Here is a 15,779-nt window from a genome sequence, read left to right as displayed (position 1 = left end):
GTTGCGGCCGCCCGTGCTGGTCGCGGACGCCGGTTACGGTGACAACGGCCAGTTCCGCGCCGCGCTCGACGAGCGGGACATCGCCTACAGCGTGCAGCTCAAAGGCGAGGCCCTGGCGCACACCAGCGAGGCGGTTCCCGCCGTGCGGGAATGGTCCGGGACGGGCCGGTGCGGCCGCCGGCCCGCTGACACGCCCGTCTACCCGGACGAGCCGGTCAGCCTGGCCCGGCACGTGGCCGCCGCTGGCCGCGAAGCCGCACTCACCGTCACCTGGCGCGAAGGCAGCAAAGGCGCACTGTCCTCACAGTTCGTGTTCCTGCGAGTCCGGCCCGCCGGGCATCGCGTCCCCCGCGACCTCGACGACGGCATCCTGCCCGAGCGGTGGCTGATCGCCCAATGGCCCGACGACGAACCCGAACCAGTCACCTACTGGCTCTCCAGCCTCCCAGCCGACACCAGCCACACCGACCTCATCCGCTACGCCAAGATCCGCTGGCGGATCGAACACGACTACCGCGAACTCAAGACCGGCCTGGGCCTGGACCACTTCGAGGGCCGCTCCTGGCAGGGCTGGCACCGCCACGTCACCCTGGTCACGGCGGCGCACCTGTTCCTCACCTTGCTGCGAGCAGACCCAAAAGCGGCTGCGCCGGCCTGACCCTCTACAAGGTCGTCCGCGAACTGCAACTACTCCTCGCGACCTGGACCGGCGTCTGCCTGACCTGCCACCAAACCGTGAAACCGCTACGCCACAACAACTACCGACTAACCTAACAAAGCACTACTAGCGCCTGTATCGAAGTCCGGTTCGATGAGAGTCGAGCTTGAGGTGGTTCCTGGTGGTGCGGCCGGACGGCTCGCATACCGGTGTTGTATGTGGGTCGTCCGGCCGTGCCGCCAGGGGCCGCCTCGGGCCCGGCTGTCGCGGATCGGACTTCGATACAGGCGCTAAGTCGGTGGTGAGCATCAGGCCCACCGCCAGCGGATCCCGACCCAGTTCACCGACACGTTCGCCTCGAAGTGGTGCACCGAGTTCGTGTGGTCGAGAGCCAGGTCGATCGTCCGGTGCGGCTCGTGCTCCTGCCAGTCCTGCAGATACACGTGCGGGTCCACGGGCAGCGCGGCCGGGTCGAAGTGCACCTCGATCAGGCTCTGCTCGATGAAGCACCGCACGCCGTGCGCGTATTCGATGGTGTCCAGCCGTGTCGGGTCGTGCACCACGAATTCGAACACCCACGTTTCGCCCGTGGCCAACGGTTTGTCGAACAACAGCTCGTCGACCGTCACGCGGTCGGCCTCGTTGCGCGCGGAACGCCCGTTGCGGCAGTTGCGGACAGGCTCGTGCCGCACCTCCGACATGTGCACCGAGTCGTCGCAGAAGTAGTGCGCGTGGAAGCGGTCGACGCCGTCCTGGCGCGCGCGGACGACCATGCGGACGTGCACGCGTGACGCGCGCCGGGACGCGTCGACGAACACCCGGTCGTGCCGGGAGACGACCTCCAGGTCGTAGGTGTTGAAGCCGGGCATCATCCCGGGGACGACGTCCGGCCAGCCGCTCTGGTCCGAGCGTTCCAGCAGGCTGAGCAGGGAGCGGTCCGGCACCTCCAGCAGTTCCTCCAGCACCGACACGGCCTTGAGCGACTTCGGCGAGACCGGGCGCACCCGGCCCTGCTGCCAGTCGCTCAACGTCGACAGCGCCACCGCCACGTCCTGCTGGGCCAGGCGCGTCCGGAGCCGTTCCAGGGTCAGCCCCCGGCGGCGGATGGCCGCGCGCAGTGCCGAGTGGAACGGTCCAATGCGGAGTAAAGCTTCCAGACTGGGCGTCGTCACCCGACGCAGCCTAGTGACTACAGCGAGAATCCCTCGGGGAACGGATCGGTCGGATCGAGGAGGTACTGGCCCATCCCGGTGATCCACGCGCGACCGGCCACCGTCGGCAGCACCGCCGTTCGGTCACCCAGCGGAACCTCTTCCAGCAAACGGCCGATGAACCTCGTGCCGATGAACGACTCGTTGACGAAGTCGGCACCGATTCCGAGCTCACCGCGGGCGTGCAGCTGGGCCATCCGGGCGCAGGTGCCCGTGCCGCAGGGGGAACGGTCGAACCAGCCGGGGTGGATCGCCATCGCGTTGCGCGAGTGGGCGCCGTCCCGACCGGGCGCCGTGAACTGGACGTGTTTGCAACCGCCGATCGCGGGATCGACGGGGTGCACCGGCCGGTTCACCGCGTTGATCCGATCCATGATGGACAGTCCGGCGGCCAGGATGCGCTCCTTCTCGGCCCTGTCGAACGGGATCCCGAGCTGTGCCAAAGGCAGGATCGCGTAGAAGTTGCCGCCGTACGCCATGTCGTAGCGGACCTCGCCCAGTCCCGGCACGTCCACGACGGCGTCCAGTTCGTGCGCGTACGCCGGGACGTTGCGGATCGTCACGAGCTTCGTGCGGGTGTCGTAGTCGGCGAGCACCAGGCCTGCCGGGGTGTCCAGACGGACGGTGGTGACGGGTTCGATGACCTCGACCATGCCGGTTTCCACCAGCACCGTCGCGACGCCGATCGTGCCGTGGCCGCACATCGGCAGACAGCCGGACACCTCGATGTAGAGCACGCCCCAGTCCGCGTCCTGACGGGTCGGCGGTTGCAGGATCGCGCCGCTCATCGCCGCGTGGCCGCGCGGTTCGTTGACGAGGAGCTTGCGGACGTGGTCGTGGTTCTTGATGAAGTTCAGGCGCTTCTCGGCCATGGTCTCGCCGGGGATCACGCCGACCCCGCCCGTGATCACCCGTGTCGGCATGCCCTCGGTGTGCGAGTCGACCGCGCTGAAGTACTGGGCGAATCTCACGACGTCGCCAGCTTCATGTCGGCGTCGACCTGCGCGATCTGCTCGGGGCTGAGCGGTCCGCGCGGGGGACGGCACGGACCGCCGTAGCGACCCACGAAGTCCATCGAGTGCTTGATCGCCTGCACGAACTCGGTGCGCGAGTCCCAGCGGAACGCCGGCACGAGCTTCTCGTACAGTGCGCGGGCCTTGACGAGCTCGCCTTGCTGCGCCAGGTCGAACAGCTCGGCGCACTCGGCGGGGAACACGTTGGGGTAGCCCGCGAACCAGCCCGTCGCGCCCATCAGCAGGCTCTCCAGCACGACGTCGTCCGCGCCGGCCACCACGGTGAGGTGCGGTGCGGCCGCGCGGATCTCCAGCACGCGCCGGACGTCACCGGAGAACTCCTTCACCGCCACCACGTTCTCGATCTGGCCCAGCTCGGCGATCAGGTCGGGGGTGAGGTCGACCTTGGTGTCGATCGGGTTGTTGTAGACCATGATCGGCAGTCCGGCCTTGGCGACCTCGCGGAAGTGGTGCACGACCTCGCCGCGGTTGGCCCGGTACATCGTGGGCGGCAGGCACAGCACGCCGTCCGCGCCGTCCTCGGCCGCGAGCTCGGCCCAGTGACGTGCCTGGTGCGCGCCCACGCCGTGCACGCCGATGACCGCGATGCCGCGTCCCTTCACGGCCGCGATGGCGGTCCGGGCGACCTCACGGCGTTCGGTGTCCGTCAGCGACGAGTACTCGCCCAGCGAACCGTTGGGGCCCACGCCGCGGCAGCCGTTCTCGACGACCCACTGGCAGTGCTCGGCGAGCTTGTCGAGGTCGGGGCGCAGTCCGGCCGGGGCGTCGGGGTCCTCGGCGTAGGGGAGCGCGGTGGCGACGATGACGCCGTCGAGGCGTTCGGTCATGACTCTTCCTCCGGGAGTTCGGCGAGTTCGCCAAGGGGGATCGGGACCGCGATCACGCGGCGCTGGCCGTCGAACGGGACACCGGTCAGGTCCGACGCGTTGCGGGCGCAGATGCGGCCCTGGCAGCGGCCCATCGCGACCCGGCTGGTGAGCTTGAGCTCGCGCATGCCCGTGGCGTCGGCGAGGTCTTCGAGGCTGACCTTCTCGCAGCGGCACACGGTGGTGTCCGGGCTCAGCCACGTCCGCCAGCCCGGCTGGATCGCGTGCGCTCTGGCCAGGGCCCGCGCGAACAACCTGCCCCTGCGCACGGCGTCGAGCACTTCGGCGGGTGGTTCCAGTCCGGCCGCGGCGGCCCCGGCGACGACGCCCTCGGCCTCGGCGAGGTCCGCGCCGCCGATGCCGGTCACCTCACCGGCCGCGTAGACGCCCTCCACGGACGTCTGCTGGCGTTCGTCGACGTCGAGGAAGTCGTTGGTGCGCTTGGCGTTCGGGACGAGGTCGGTGCGCGGGAGGAACCCGTGGCCGATGCACACCAGGTCGGCGTGCTCGGTGCGGTGGCTGACCGGGCGCCAGTGGCGGTCGAGCTTCGCGACCGTGACGCGGCTGCCGTGCTTGGCGATCACCGCCGTGCGGGTTTCCAGGCGTGACAACACTTTGCGGTAGCTCGCGAGTTCGCTGATCTTGTGGCGGTTGGCGAGGACGGCCCTGGGCTCGCGAAGCCACCGGGCAGGGGAGTTCGCCTCGTAGACTCCGACGATCGTGGCGCCGAGGTCCTGGAGCGCGGTGGCCACGGGCAGCAGGAACGGGCCGGTGCCGCTGACGATCACGCGTTCGCCGAGGGTCACGCCCTGTTTGGCCAGTGCCTGGGCGGCGCCCGCGGTGATCACGCCGGGGCCGTCCCAGCCGGGGAAGGGCAGGGGACGGTCGTAGGCGCCGGTGGCGATGACCAGCGCGTCGAACCGGAGCTGCCGCGGACCCCGCAGGTGCAGCGTGTCGCCTTCGACGAGCCACGCCTCCACGTTCTTGAGATGCGTGACCCCGCTGTGCTCGAACCTGGCCCGGCCGCGCAGGTACTGGCCGCCCGCGTCCGGTTCCGAGTCGACCATCGTGACCTCGGCGCCCGCGTCGGCGGCCGTCCGCGCGGCGGCCATCCCCGCCGGGCCCGCACCCACCACGACGACCCTCACGGCTTCGTCCTGATCACGTCGCCGTCGCAAAGCCGGTGCCGGCACGCGCGCACCTCGGGCACGCCGTTGATCTCCGCGACGCAGCCGAAGCAGACACCGATGCCGCAGAAGAACTTGCCGGGCAACAACTCCGCCACGTGGGCGACCTCACGCTGGAGGCCGTTGAAGGTCACCTTCACACCATCACCTCCGGACGGTCGACGCGGAACGGGCGGGGATCGACGAGCGGTGTGCCGCCCGTCATCAGGTCGGCGAGCAGGCGGCCCGTGGCGGGGGCGAGACCGACGCCAGCGCCCTCGTGCCCGGTCGCGTGCCACAGGCCGGGGATGCGCGGGTCCTCGCCGATGATCGGCAGGTGGTCCGGCGCGTACGGGCGAAAGCCGCCGTACGCGCGCATGACCGGTACGTGGGCCAGCATCGGGAAGAGCGCGATCGCCCGGCGCGCCAACGCTTTCAGGACCTTGCTCTCGATCGCGTCGTCGAAGCCCTTGCGCTGGCGGCTCGACCCGATCAGCACCGTGCCGGCCTGGGTCGACTCGACGACACCGGACGTCTGCAGGTCCGCGTCACCACTCGCGACCGCGCCGACGTAGTCCGCGTCGTAGACCTTGTGCCGGATCGTGCCGGGGATCGGGGTGGTGACCAGGACGACCCCGCGCCGCGGCAGCACGTTGACGCCGAAGGTCCGCGCCCACGGCCCGGCCGCGTTGACCACCGCGCCGCAGCTGATCACGCCGTCTCCGGTCGTGACGCTGCGTCCGTCCGTTGCGGACACCTCGGCGCGGGTGATGTCGATGCCCCGCAGCAGGGTCCTGGTGGCCTTCACCGGGTTGAGCTGCGCGTCCTGCAGGTAGTGGACGGCGGCGGTGATCTCCGGGTTGAGGTGCGGCTCGTGGCTGCGCGCCTCGTCGGCGGTGAGCTCGCAGGCGTCGACGCCCGCCGCGCGTTGCCCGGCGGCGAAGGCCTTGAGCGGCTCGGAGGCCTCCGGGGTCGTGGCGACGACGAGGCCGCCCTTCTCCTCCCACTCGGCGTCCTGCGCCAGCTCGGGCCACAGCTCCCGGCTCGCCTTGGCGAGGTCGAGCTCAGGCCCCGGCCCCTTGTCGCTGACCAGGACGTTGCCCTCACCGGCCGCGCTGGTGCCCGACGCGGGCCCGTGGCGGTCGATGACGAGAACGGTGAGCCCGCGTGCCTTCAGCGCCTGGGCGCACGCGGCCCCGATGATGCCCGCTCCCACGACCACGACGTCCGGGTGCATCGCCACCTCCGTTCATTAGAATGAACGTTAGTGCTTCGGGTACTCCAGCACCAGTACCGATCTGACCTCACCGTCGACCGTCTCGTACAGGTGCGGCAGCGAACCGGGGAAGCACACGTAGTCGCCCGGCCCGAGCTCGTAGGGTTTGTCGGTCGGCCCCACCCGCAGCTGCCCGCTGGTGACCAGCACGTGTTCCTTGCCGGGATGACCTTCGCTGGTCTGCGTGGCACCGGGCCGCACGCGCTGGTCGTAGATCTCCAGCACCGTGTCCCCGATGTCCATCCGCCGCATCAGCCGCAGGTCGACGGCGTTGCTGCTGAGCACCTCGACGTCGCCCGACCGCACCAGCACGACGTCCGGCGGCGTCCGCTCGGTCACCAACTCGGACACAGGCACGTCCAAAGCGTTCGACAAACTGAACACTGTCTCGATGGTCGGGTTGCCCGACCCGCTCTCCAGCTGGGACAGCGTGCCCTTCGCGATGGACGACCGCCGCGCGAGCTCCGACAGAGACAACCCGCGCTGCTCCCGGAACGCCCTGATGTTGGCGCCGAGCACCTGACCCGCACTCATAGCCACTGATCGTTGCATAGGCTTGCGCCCATGACTGCGTACACGGAGGCGGAGGGGCAGACCCTCCGCACGGCCGTTTTCGGTGCCATGGTGCTGGTGTCCACTGCGGACCCCGGCTCGGTCGACGAGGAGAGCCACGCCGGCATCAGGGCCATGACCCTGCTGTCGGACGACCTGCGCGCCGTCATCGCCGCCGCCCCGCCCGCACTGCCCAAGGGCACGACGTCCGATGTGGAGGCCGGAGTGCTCGCCGCGCTGAGGGAGTCGGTGGCGATCATCGACGCCCACGAGCCGCGCGACGTCGCGATCTTCCGCGCCGCCGTGACGGAGATGTGCCGGTCGGTGGCCGGTGCGGACGGCGAGGTGGCGGTGACGGAGAAGGCGATGGTGACCCGCGTGGTCGAGGCGCTGGGCTGACACGGGTGCTGCTCGCCGGTGGCGGTGAGCAGCACCGTCAGGTGGCGTCAGGGTCGTGCTTCGCGACCAGTGCTCGCAACGCGTGGGCCACGTCGCCGGGCAGCCATTCGATCGTCAGCATGAACCGCAGCAGTTCCACCTGGTTCGACGGGTCCGGTTTCCTGGAGATCAGGTACTTCACGTAGCGGGACAGGTCGTGAAAGCCCGCGACGGCCGTGGCTCGCTCGGTCTCGTTCCCGGACAGCAGAACGTCGAGGTGCGCCTCGTGAACGAGCCACGTGGTGTTGTCCGAAGTGATCTGGTTCGCGGCTCGGTACGCGTCCCGTGCCTCGGCGAGGCAGGTGTGGTCGTGGTGTGCCCGGGCCTTCTGCCGGCACACGTCACCGAGCGCGCCGTGGGAGTCGGCGTCGGCCGGATCGTGCGCCACCGCGGCGCGCAGTGACGCGGTCGCCGCGTCGAGGTCTCCCGCCGAGGCCTGGGCGAGGCCCAGCTCACGCCGCCAGCGGGACGAGTCCGGGGCACGCAGGACCGCGGTGGCGAGATGGGTGACGGCGTCGCCGTGGTTGCCGGCGGCACGGCAGGCCATGCCCAGTTCGCCGTGGGCGTCCGCCCTCACCGGGTTCACCGCGATCGTCCGGCGGAGCAGGTCGATCCGGTCCACGCCCGACGTCGACATGGCCGCGGTGAAGAACTCGTCGCCCCGCTCGGCCCGGAGGCGGGCGACCTCCGCGACGAGTGCCTCGTGCTCCTCCCTGGCCACCGTGATCAGGTCCGACGAGTCCCGGATCGGGCTGTCCACGTGTCCACGCGTCAGGCCGTTGACGATCATGTTGACGAGCGTGTCCCTGGCCCTGTCCAGTTCGTCCGGGTGCTGGCTGTACGTCAGCACGCGGTTCGCCGCGACGTTGAAGAGGACGTCGTACCGGTGGTCCTGGCACAGCAGGATGGTCACGTTGTCGCGCAGGGCCCAGCGCGCGCCGACCTCGAGGTAGACGTTCGCGTTGGCCGAAGTCAGGTCCGCGATGTAGACCTCCGCGGCCACCGCCTCGTTGAACATCGACCGGTGGATCGGCCCCGACTCCTGCCGGTCCCTCTCGACGAGCAGCGTCACCTCGCGGTCCAGGCGCTGCGCGAGCTCGGCCCGCACCGGCTCGTACAGGTACTTCTTGATCTGTTCGGGGTTGGTCCACGTCGCGTGCTGCCCGAGGTCGGTGCCCGGCATCGCGACGAAGATCCGCAGCGGTTCCACGGGTCAGGTGGCGCTCGGCCGCGACGCCAGCCACGCCGAGTGCTCGGTCCCGATGGCGTCCTCGGTGTCCGCCACCGCCGCCGCCCACTCCTCCTCGGACGTCTCGATGAGCGTCTCCTCCAGCAGAGCGAGATTCGTGGCGGCCGCGCCGTAGCTCAGCCGCAGCGTCTCGTGCTGTTTCACGCCGAGCCACGCCGCACCACCCGCGACAGCGGCGGCCATCACGCCGGAGATGTCGATGTCCCAGAACCCGACGGCCCGGCCGCCCGCCAGCAGGATCGCGAGGAGTTCGCCGACGATCAGCACACCGCGCCACCGCGACGCGCGCTCCTTGTTGCTGCGAGATCGCGCGGAGTACCAGTTCTTCTGATCACGCACGCGGTGCTCGATGTACGCCTGGCGGCGTTCCTCGAACGGCTTGGCCCGCAGCTCGGCCAGCGCTGACGTGCCGGACGGGTTCGTGCTGTCCAGCGCGAGGGTCTGGCCGTACTTGCGCACGACCTCGGCGGTCTGCGCGGCCAGCTCCCGGCGCGCCTTCGGCAGGTCGTGCGGGAACGGGTTGCCCGCCACGGCGAACCGCCAGGCCAGCGACTTGATCGCCTCGGCGACCGCGCGGCCGGACTTCCAGTCGTCCTCCGGCTTGAGGTTCCACAGCCGGACCTCGGCGTACAGGGCGGCCAGGAAGCCCAGCATCGACACGATCGCCCAGAGGTCGATCTTGCCCGCCTTCCAGCTCAGCGCGCCTCCCAGCGCCGCGATGATGGCGCTGAGCAGCCGCAGCCTGCCGAGCGCGAGCGTGTGCCGTTGCCCGCGCAGGGCGACCTTGTCCGCGTCGTGGAAGAAACCCGGCAGGTCCGCGTCGACCATTCGGCGACCACCCCCTCTGTTCGTCAACCGTGATCGTGAGCGACCAAACGTGTGTTACCACGCCGAAGCCCTAACGTGGTGCGCTTCCGCGGCGATGAAGGGGTGTTCACCCGTACAGCCGAGGGGGGCCATGGGCGACGAAAGGAAGTTCGCCGCGTTCATCTCGTACAGCCACGCGACGGACAAGGCTCTCGGTCCCGTGCTCCAGGAGGGCATCGAGAAGTTCGCGAAGCCCTGGTACCGGTCACGGGCGCGGCGGGTGTTCCTCGACAACTCCTCGCTGGCGGCCGAATCCGATCTGACGCGGGCGATTCTCGACGGGCTCGCGCAGGCCGAGCACTTCCTGCTGCTCGCCTCACCCGCGTCGGCGAAGTCGACCTGGGTCGGCAAGGAGGTCGACTGGTGGCTGGAGAACCGCGACCGAACCAAGCTCTTCGTGCTGCTCACCGATGGTGAAGCCAGGTGGGACGAAGGGGTTCTGGTCGACGGCAGCGCATTGCCGGACGCCCTCCACGACATCCCCGAACCGCGTTGCGTCGACCTGCGCAGGGTTCGCGAGCTCGACTTGCACGCCCCCGAGTGGGAGTCGGTGCTGGCCGACGTCGTGGCACCGCTCGACGGCGTCGAGAAGGCTGAGCTGATCGGCCACCACGCGAGGGAACGCCGTCGCACCAGGCGGACCGTCCGAGCCACGATCTCCGTCCTGGTCGTCCTGCTGGTCGCCGCGGTGATCTTCGCAGTGCGTTCGCAGCAGGAGAGCAACCGCGCCCGGCAGCAGACGATGGTCGCCACCTCACGCCAGTTGGTCGCGCAGGCGGCGGCGATCCGCGACACGCGTCCGGACACGGCACGGCAGCTGCTCGCGCAGGCGTATCGGCTGTCACCGTCACCGGAGGTCGTCGGCGCGCTGATGGAGAGCCCTTCGATCCCACGGGTGCTGCGGCAGCCGACGATGGCCCGTGACGTGGCGTACAGCCCGCAGGGGGAACTGCTGGCGGTGGCGAGGGATCGCGATGTCGTGCTGTACGAAGGAACCAGGGAGAAGGCGGTCGTCCCGCTGGACCAGGGTTACGCCGCGACGGTCGCGTTCAGCCCGGACGGCAAGTACCTGGCGATCGGCACGTCGTCGGGCACCGGACTGCTCGTGGAGATCGCGGCGCCGGATCGGGCTGCGCGGTTCCAGGGCACGTCCGGCTCGATGGTGCGGGTCGTGTCGTTCGTCCCCGGCCGGCCGCTGCTGGTCATGACGGAGTCGGCGGGGGCCGCACGGCTCGTGGACATCAGCGATCCTGCGTCACCCCGGCCAGGACCCGTGTTCGCGCCTGGCCACCCGTCCCTGTTCTACGACGCCGCGGCCGTCAGCCCGGACGGCCACACCTGGGTGCGGGGCGACGGCGGCGGGACGGTCGAGCTGTGGGACATCACCGTGAAGCCGGTGCTGCGCGGAAAGCTGACCGGCCATACCGGGCAGCTCACGTCTTTGCGGTTCGCACCGAAGGGTGCGGTGCTCGCGAGCGGGTCGAGCGATGACACCGTGCGGTTGTGGAATCTGGCGCAGAACACGCAGTACGCGGTGTTGTCGGGGGCGTCGCTCGGTGTGCACGCTACGGCCTTCTCGCCGGACGGCGTGACGCTGGCCGTCGGCGACGGCGCGAGCACCATCGGCCTGTGGGACGTCACCGACCCGACACGGCCCCGCACGTCCCCGGCGTTGCGCGGCCAAACGAGCACCATCGCCGGGCTCTCGTTCAGCGCCGACTCGCGCGTGCTCGCCTCGGCGAGCCAGGACGGGCCGGGACAGCAGCACACCGTGCGGTTGTGGAACGTGCTGAACGCGGCGCGGTCGTCCGCGGTGGCCGTGCTGCCGGGTGGAGGTGGGGTCGCGTTCGCCCCTGGACCGCTGCTCGCGGCCGGGTTCCCGTGGAAGCTCTACGACCTCGCGGACCCCGCACACCCCAAGGAGATCCGCGACATCAGGACTTACAACCAGGGCGGCGGGCTCGTCGCGTTCAGCCCGGACGGCACGAAGATCGCCGCCGGAATACCAGTGGTGCAGCACGACACCAGGACGGCGGAGCAACCGGACACCAAGCAGGACGGACGAGCGGCGAGTCTGACCTACAGCCCGGACGGCAAGCTCGTCGGCGCCGCCGCCGACCTGGCGGAGTACCAGCTGTGGATCACCGAGGGCGACCGCGCGGTGGCGGCGGGCGTGTTGAAGGGGTCGGCGAGCGCGGCACGCGGCATCGCTTTCCGCGCTGACGGACGGCTGGCCGTGACCCGCGGCAAGGAGGGAAAAACGCTGCAGTTCTGGGACATCACGAACCCCTCCGACCCCGGACTGCTGCACGCGGAGGACACCGCGGCAGACCCCGTCGAGTCGGTCGCGTTCCGGCAGACCGGCTCCGTCGTCACCGGCCACAAAAGCGGCTCGGTCACCGTGTGGCACAGCGACGACCACCGGCGGATCTCGTCCGTCACGCGGCACGTCGGGCAGGTCGACGGGCTGGCACCGCAACCCGGCGGGTCGTTGCTCGCGAGCGCGGGTGCGGCAGAGGAGGTGCTGCTGTGGGACCTCACCGACGAGACCCGGCCGGCCGAGGTGTCGGTCCTGCACGCGGGCGGAAAGATCTTCGGTGCGTCCATCGCGTTCAGCCCGGACGGCAAGTTGCTGGCGGGCGCGGAGACCAGGACGACTATCTGGAGCATCGACGCCGCGCAGGCGCTCGCCAGGCTGTGCGCCGACTCGCCGGCGATCACCGAAGCCGAGTGGCGGCAGTACCTTCCCGACGACCCCTACGACCCGCCCTGCGCGTGAGAGGGAGCACCCGTGCGCATCGCACTCATCGCCCTGACCGCCTTGCTGATCTCCTCCTGCTCGGGCCCGCAGATCGGGGAGAAGATCACCGCGGCACCGCAGGAGAGCAGGACAACCGTGAGCACGACGACCACGACCTCGTCCGTCGTGAGGCCGACGCTCGGGCCTGCGAGCGACATCAAGGCGGTCGACTGGCGGAACTCCAAGCTGCCCGCCGGGTTCTGCGACGTGCAGGAGCTGGTCCAGTTCCGCGACGCCGAAGGCACCGGGTCGTCGGGTAGGTGGGGGCAGGTGCACCTTTTCGCCGCGTACGACCCGAAGCGCGTCGTCTACGGGGACATCGACGGCGACGGGAATGACGAAGCCGCCGTCGACGTGGGGTGCGACAACGGTGGTGGCACCGCGAGTGGTCAGCTCGCGTTCGGGTACGCCGTCGTCACCGTGCGGAACGGGTCGCTGGAGGTGGTCGGTGAGGTCAGCTCGACGACGATGCGGGACGACTCTCCGCACGTGCCGCTGCTCTCCGAGCCCCGGTTCGACAAGGGCTCGATCACGGTGAAGGAGTCCTGGTACCGGCCGAGCGACGCGACGTGCTGCCCGAGCGGCGAGGCCCGGACCACCTGGCGGCTGAGCGACAGCACGCTGAAACCGGATCCGGCCGTGCAAGTGTCATAGTGCTCCGATGAGTCCTCGCAACACAGGCGTAACGAGGGCTTGACCCAGGTAGTTGTGGTTGAAATCATCGGACCTCTCGCCGCCGCCCCGACGAGAAAAGCGATGGTCATGGCACTACGACGTTTGTGTGCGGCTGTGGTGGCCGCGCTGCTCGCCGGCCTGCTGACGGTCGCGCTTCCGGGCGCGGCGCAGGCCGAGGTGCAGCACCCGAGACAGGAGTGGCTGCGCAAGTCCACCGCCGGGTTGTTCCTGCACTGGGGCATGTTCACCGCTCCGAAGCACCTGAACTGCGCCGAGTGGGAGCGTGACGTCACCGGCGGCGGGTGGACGCCCGACTACTGGATCGACGAGGCGCGCAAGCTCGGGGCCTCCTACGTCGTGCTCGCCACGTTCCACAGCAGGCTCGGGTACGCGCGGCCGTGGCCGTCGAAGATTCCCGGAAGCTGTGCCACGCAACGGGATCTGCTCGGTGAGCTGGTGAAGGCGGGCAAGGCCAAGGACGTCAAGGTCATCCTCTACATGACCGACGATCCGCAGTGGCACAGCGAGCAGGGCGTGCAGATGCTCGACTCAGCCGCCTACTCCTCCTACAAGGGTGAGCAGGTCGACCTCACCACGCGCGAAGGGTTCGGCAAGTACAGCTACGACCTCTTCTTCGAGGTCATGAAGAACTACAACGACCTCGCCGGGTTCTGGATCGACAACGACAACGAGTACTGGGAGCGCAACAAGCTCTACGAGCAGATCCGGCAGCTTCAGCCCACCTGGTTGTTGAGCAACAACAACGAGGACACGCCGATCATGGACACGGTCTCGAACGAGCAGAAGACCGGCATGTTCCCGTCCTACGACTACCCGGCCGCGACGTTCACGCCGATGCCGCGCCTGTCCGAGGCCTGCTACAAGCTGCCCAACACCGGCGACTGGTGGTACGACGGCGGCAACCACGCCGTCGACACGCGGCTCAACACCGGCCGCTACGTCACCAACGCGGGGTCGTCGATCAAGTCGTTGATGGCCGAAACGCCGATGGTGAACGGGAAGATGCCCGCGCAGCAGGAGGCGTACAACAACTTCATGGCGTCGTGGGTGCCGCCGATCCGCGAGTCGATCCAGGGCGTCGAGGGCGGCGGGTACCTGTACGGCGGGATGCAGCCGGGGTTCTGGAACGACGGTGCGCACGGCGTGATCACGATCAACCCCAGGACCGGCAAGCAGTACGTGCACGTGGTCACTCGTCCGCGCGCTGACTTCGTTCGCTTGCGGGACAACGGTTATCGCGTCACCGGCGTCACCGATCTGCGCACCGGCGAACGGATGCGGTTCTCGCAGTCGGCCGGGTACCTGACGATCCAGGGCATCACGAAGTGGGACGAGTACGACACCGTGTTCGCCGTGGAAACCGCTGGGCAGCAAGGCTTCTACACCGGCGTGAAGGCCTCGGCCACGTCGTCGGAGAACGGGTTCCCGGCCTCGAACCTGACTGACGGCAGCTACGAGACCTATTGGGACGCCAACGCCGCCCAGCCCGTCTCGATCTCGCTGGACCTCGGGCGGCGCAAGCAGGCGGCGTTCCTCGCGATCAACCAGCGCGAGTCGTCGCCGACGCACGCCCGCGTGTCGTTCGGCCGGCCGGAGGACTCCAGTCGCATCAAGGACTACCAGCTGACGGCGTCCGTCGACGGACGCGACTGGTGGCACGTGCGCAGCGGTGCGCTGCCTTCCGCGCGTGGCACGCAGTTCATCGACATCGGGTCGCAGGAGGCGCGGTTCCTGAAGCTGACCGTGGTCAACACCTGGGGCGGTCCACAGGCCCCGGTGTACTTCAAGGAGCTCAAGATCGACGAGATCCGGGTCGGTCACAGCTATCCGCGGGGTTTCCGCGACAACCCGCTGGAGGCCGAGGACGCGTCGCGGTCCGGATCGGTCCGCAGCGAGTTCTGCGAGGCGTGTTCCGGCACTCGGCAGGTGACCGGGTTCGGTGGTGGCGAGCGCGATGCCGTGACCTATCGCGATGTTTCCGTTGCGACGGCAGGAACTTACGGCCTGCGACTCGACCTGACGGCCGCCGAGGCGGCCGGCGTGTCGGTGTCGGTCAACGGTGCGGCACCGGTTTCCGTTGCGGTGCCGAAGGATCGTCCTGACGTACCCGCTCCGACGTCGGTCGCGGTGCCGTTGAACGCGGGCCGCAACACCGTGAAGGTCTTCGGCACTGGCAGGCTCGGGCTCGACCGGATCTCGGTCGGCGGGCTGCCGCCGGCGAGCTACACGCCGAAGACGACGCTGACCGTGGAACCCCACGGCGTGCAGTGGGTCGCGCCCGGTCAGCAGTCCGTGAAGATCACCGCACGGCTGCGTCTCGACGCCGACGACCAGATCGACGCCGTGTCGCTGGCGCCGGTGGTCCCCGCCGGGTGGACGCTGACCGGCGCACCCGCCACCCGCACGTCGATGCGGCTCGGGAACCTCCTCGAAGGCGTCTGGACCGCGGTGTCGCCCGCCGGTGCCGACGTGGGCTCGGTGAGCATCCCGGTGAACGCCACGTTCGGGCTGCTGGGCTCCGAGCGCAAGGTGTCGGGTGCGGTGCCGGTGCGCACCAGGCCCGCCGACCGGGTGTTCGTGCGGGAGGCGGAGGACTCGGCCAACCAGTTCGGCAGCACCGGGCTGACGAGCTGCGGGGCGTGCTCGGGCGCGGAGAAGGTGCGCAACATCGGTGGCAGTCCGGACGCCGCCGTGGTGTTCCCGAACGTCACGGTGCCCGCCGCCGGCGCGTACCGGCTGTTCATCACCTTCACGGTCAACGGGCCGCGGTCGTACTTCGTTTCCGTGAACGGTGGCGCGCCGGTCGAGGTCAAGCTCAACGGCGTCGGCAACAACACGCCGTACGTGACCGAGGTCCCGGTGACGCTGAACGCGGGCGCGAACACGATCAGGTTCGGCAACGACAGCGCCGGTGCTCCCGACCTGGACCAGATCGCGATCGGCTGACCTGAGCGGCACCCTGCGCG

14 protein-coding genes are annotated in these 15,779 nt (G+C 69.7%); 5 read left to right on the top strand and 9 right to left on the bottom strand.

Annotated features, from left to right (window positions below; all coding sequences use genetic code 11):
* Positions 1 to 658, top strand: a 658-nt coding sequence (locus AOM45_RS06105; RefSeq protein ID WP_156249716.1) for an IS701 family transposase, incomplete at its 5' end; no start/stop codon positions are given.
* A 308-nt stretch (positions 659 to 966) separates the two neighbouring features.
* Here AOM45_RS06105 and AOM45_RS06100 read toward each other — a convergent pair.
* Genes AOM45_RS06100 through AOM45_RS06070 form a run of 7 tightly spaced genes read right to left on the bottom strand, consistent with a single transcriptional unit; the run spans position 967 to position 6,745 of the window.
* On the bottom strand, positions 967 to 1,830 hold the full coding sequence (locus AOM45_RS06100) for a helix-turn-helix domain-containing protein (RefSeq protein ID WP_156094141.1): 864 nt from the start codon (positions 1,828 to 1,830) through the stop codon (positions 967 to 969).
* Between the two features lie 17 nt (positions 1,831 to 1,847).
* Entirely contained in the window at positions 1,848 to 2,840 is a 993-nt protein-coding gene (locus AOM45_RS06095; protein ID WP_030470612.1) for a proline racemase family protein, read from the bottom strand.
* Positions 2,837 to 3,730, bottom strand: coding sequence for a dihydrodipicolinate synthase family protein (locus tag AOM45_RS06090; RefSeq protein WP_030470613.1), 894 nt, complete (start codon positions 3,728 to 3,730; stop codon positions 2,837 to 2,839). The genes AOM45_RS06095 and AOM45_RS06090 overlap by 4 nt, the downstream gene beginning before the upstream one ends.
* The gene (locus AOM45_RS06085; RefSeq protein ID WP_030470614.1) at positions 3,727 to 4,917 is read right to left on the bottom strand and encodes an NAD(P)/FAD-dependent oxidoreductase; all 1,191 of its coding nucleotides are present in this window, start codon (positions 4,915 to 4,917) and stop codon (positions 3,727 to 3,729) included. The genes AOM45_RS06090 and AOM45_RS06085 overlap by 4 nt, the downstream gene beginning before the upstream one ends.
* Positions 4,914 to 5,096 carry a 2Fe-2S iron-sulfur cluster-binding protein gene (locus AOM45_RS53725; protein WP_051784210.1) on the bottom strand — a complete coding sequence of 61 codons (183 nt, stop codon included), beginning with the start codon at positions 5,094 to 5,096 and terminating at the stop codon, positions 4,914 to 4,916. The genes AOM45_RS06085 and AOM45_RS53725 overlap by 4 nt, the downstream gene beginning before the upstream one ends.
* Entirely contained in the window at positions 5,093 to 6,172 is a 1,080-nt protein-coding gene (locus AOM45_RS06075) for an NAD(P)/FAD-dependent oxidoreductase (RefSeq protein ID WP_030470616.1), read from the bottom strand. Before AOM45_RS06075 ends, AOM45_RS53725 begins: the two co-directional genes overlap by 4 nt.
* Positions 6,173 to 6,199: 27 nt before the next feature.
* Positions 6,200 to 6,745, bottom strand: a complete 546-nt coding sequence (locus tag AOM45_RS06070) for a helix-turn-helix domain-containing protein (RefSeq protein WP_156094142.1) — start codon at positions 6,743 to 6,745, stop codon at positions 6,200 to 6,202.
* A gap of 30 nt (positions 6,746 to 6,775) precedes the next feature.
* On the opposite strand from AOM45_RS06070, the gene AOM45_RS06065 reads away from it, so the two are divergent.
* Positions 6,776 to 7,162, top strand: a complete 387-nt coding sequence (locus AOM45_RS06065; protein ID WP_030470618.1) for a TerB family tellurite resistance protein — start codon at positions 6,776 to 6,778, stop codon at positions 7,160 to 7,162.
* A gap of 37 nt (positions 7,163 to 7,199) precedes the next feature.
* Here the strand turns inward: AOM45_RS06065 and AOM45_RS06060 are convergent, their stop codons facing one another.
* Both AOM45_RS06060 and AOM45_RS06055 read right to left on the bottom strand, forming a co-directional pair.
* Complete coding sequence (locus AOM45_RS06060) at positions 7,200 to 8,411, bottom strand: tetratricopeptide repeat protein (RefSeq protein ID WP_030470619.1); 1,212 nt, start codon at positions 8,409 to 8,411, stop codon at positions 7,200 to 7,202.
* A 3-nt stretch (positions 8,412 to 8,414) separates the two neighbouring features.
* Positions 8,415 to 9,278 carry a DUF4231 domain-containing protein gene (locus AOM45_RS06055; protein ID WP_030470620.1) on the bottom strand — a complete coding sequence of 288 codons (864 nt, stop codon included), beginning with the start codon at positions 9,276 to 9,278 and terminating at the stop codon, positions 8,415 to 8,417.
* 130 nt (positions 9,279 to 9,408) lie between these two features.
* Here AOM45_RS06055 and AOM45_RS06050 point away from each other — a divergent pair, with 130 nt between their 5' ends.
* From AOM45_RS06050 to AOM45_RS06040, 3 genes are all read left to right on the top strand, one after another.
* Positions 9,409 to 12,096 carry a toll/interleukin-1 receptor domain-containing protein gene (locus tag AOM45_RS06050; RefSeq protein WP_030470621.1) on the top strand — a complete coding sequence of 896 codons (2,688 nt, stop codon included), beginning with the start codon at positions 9,409 to 9,411 and terminating at the stop codon, positions 12,094 to 12,096.
* A gap of 12 nt (positions 12,097 to 12,108) precedes the next feature.
* Complete coding sequence (locus AOM45_RS06045; protein WP_051784211.1) at positions 12,109 to 12,771, top strand: hypothetical protein; 663 nt, start codon at positions 12,109 to 12,111, stop codon at positions 12,769 to 12,771.
* Positions 12,772 to 12,879: 108 nt separating this feature from the next.
* Positions 12,880 to 15,759 (top strand): CBM35 domain-containing protein, encoded by a 2,880-nt coding sequence (locus AOM45_RS06040; protein ID WP_035912129.1) that lies wholly within the window; start codon positions 12,880 to 12,882, stop codon positions 15,757 to 15,759.
* Positions 15,760 to 15,779 lie beyond the last annotated feature (20 nt).

Source organism: Lentzea aerocolonigenes, from assembly GCF_000974445.1.
Taxonomy (GTDB): Bacteria; Actinomycetota; Actinomycetes; order Mycobacteriales; family Pseudonocardiaceae; genus Lentzea; species Lentzea aerocolonigenes.
Note: the sequence above shows the minus strand (reverse complement) of the source record. Positions and strands in the feature narration are given on the sequence as shown.

Bases quoted from the DNA above. Each gene is read 5' to 3' on its own strand.
- AOM45_RS06090 (WP_030470613.1), bottom strand. From the start codon at position 3,730: ATGACCGAACGCCTCGACGGCGTCATCGTCGCCACCGCGCTCCCCTAC.
- AOM45_RS06075 (WP_030470616.1), bottom strand. From the start codon at position 6,172: ATGCACCCGGACGTCGTGGTCGTGGGAGCGGGCATCATCGGGGCCGCG.
- AOM45_RS06070 (WP_156094142.1), bottom strand. From the start codon at position 6,745: ATGAGTGCGGGTCAGGTGCTCGGCGCCAACATCAGGGCGTTCCGGGAG.
- AOM45_RS06065 (WP_030470618.1), top strand. From the start codon at position 6,776: ATGACTGCGTACACGGAGGCGGAGGGGCAGACCCTCCGCACGGCCGTT.
- AOM45_RS06055 (WP_030470620.1), bottom strand. From the start codon at position 9,278: ATGGTCGACGCGGACCTGCCGGGTTTCTTCCACGACGCGGACAAGGTC.
- AOM45_RS06050 (WP_030470621.1), top strand. From the start codon at position 9,409: ATGGGCGACGAAAGGAAGTTCGCCGCGTTCATCTCGTACAGCCACGCG.
- AOM45_RS06040 (WP_035912129.1), top strand. From the start codon at position 12,880: ATGGCACTACGACGTTTGTGTGCGGCTGTGGTGGCCGCGCTGCTCGCC.